At 30.2% G+C, this 1761-nt stretch carries 1 protein-coding gene; it reads right to left on the bottom strand.

Annotated elements, in window-relative coordinates; genetic code table 11:
- Positions 1-179 precede the first annotated feature (179 nt).
- The gene (locus ACF91D_RS30120) at positions 180-1508 is read right to left on the bottom strand and encodes an ISL3 family transposase (protein ID WP_392438406.1); all 1329 of its coding nucleotides are present in this window, start codon (positions 1506-1508) and stop codon (positions 180-182) included.
- Positions 1509-1761: the final 253 nt, after the last annotated feature.

The following is a 1761-nucleotide window of genomic DNA, read 5'->3' on the forward strand; positions in this document are numbered from 1 at the left end:
CGACGTTGATACGTATAAATAGTATTTGTTTAAAACTTTAAATCAAACAATTAAAAGAAGCGTACTAATGACAATGCTTATCGCAAGTTATTGTCATTATGTACGCTTCTTTTTCTTATTAATTAACGGCTCTTTGTCAATGACGGTTGGTCTATAAGAAATAAATACAATTTGATACATCAAGCAACTTGATATTGTTGCTTGATGTATTTTTTATGTTCTGAGACAAATAATCTAGAAACTATAAGGATTCTATTTCTAAAGTTTATAAAATTACGATAGCCGTAGGCGTTTCTCTTTATCAATTTGATTTTGTTAATGGTACCTTCAATTGGGCCATTCGTGAAACTTGGATAATTCATAGTGTTTTCAATAAATGGTAAATAGTCATTAAATGTTTTAATAATACGCTTGAGTCCTTCAAAAATTTCTTCGTTTTTAGCTTGGTTTAAAGCTAGTTCGAAATGTTTTGTACTGTTCAATCTTAGGGCATTTAGAATCTGATGCCCCGTGCGGTATGTTACTTTTAATTTGTCATCTAAAGTAAGTAAATACTGTAATACACTGTAGGTACTTTGCCAACTTTTAAAAAGTCGAAATGGATGATAATGAGTAGAATTCAAATGATAAGGGTTCTTCAAAAACAGACGCCAATAACGCTTCAATTTATTATATTCGGGTCTATTTTTCATACGTTTATTATTCATTACTGATACACGGCAACGATTAATTTCTCTATTTATTGCTTGTACAATATGAAAGCGATCGATAATGATTTTGGCATTCGGAAATAATTTTTTTATCAATTCTATATAGGGCTTATACATATCAACAGATATTGTTTTAACACGTTTCCGTGTTTTAAGAGAAAACCGATTAAAATAAGCTTCAAGTGCATTTTTTCGTCGGTCAGGTAGAACATCTAAAATTTCATGAGTTTCACCATCACAGTAAATAAAACTCATAGCGCCTTCAACATCTTTCGTAGATTTAAATTCATCAAAAGACATATGATTTGGCAATATATCTGATATCTTAGGCTTAACCTGTTGAGCAATGAGTTTTATTTGTCGATGTACAGTGGAAGGTGAGATTAATAAGTCATGAGCTATTGCTTTCTCTGAGCGTGCTTCCGAAACTTTTTCAGCAATGGCTAGCTTTACTGAATTCGAAATCGTAGATTTTGGTTGAACGAAAGATGTCTTAGCAGTGAATGTTTCGCCACAAGCTTTACAGTAAAATCGCTGTTTATATAGTTCCAAATAAGCAGGTTTATAAATGACTTCTCCCATATAAATCAATGTTTGACGCTTTCCATTTTTAATTATGATATGATTTTCGTTCTTAATACCACAACATTCACAGGCAATCGCATCATAGGTCAAAACAGCACTATAAAATAGCGTTTTTATACACTTATAGTATATTTCTTTAGGTGCTTTATTTGTAAAATATATATTATTAACTTTTAAACCGAGACAATTTGTTTTATTATAAAGATATGGCACAGATATCTCTCCTTTAATTATGGTTTGGTCACTTATAATTATAGAGATATTTGTGCTTTTTTTGTATTCAAACATAAAAAATAACGATTGATGATTTTACTCACCAACCGTTAAAAGTGTACAGCCTTTTTTAATAAGGAGACACTTCTCATATTTTAAGAAGTGTCTTTTTGTTTCAAATGGCGTAATTAACTGTAATTATACTTTAAAATAGAAAATTATAGTTTTTAGGTGCATTACGTTTAAGTGATAG

The sequence above is a fragment of the Staphylococcus sp. 231237_7MaSpsaltlick genome (genome assembly GCF_043107035.1).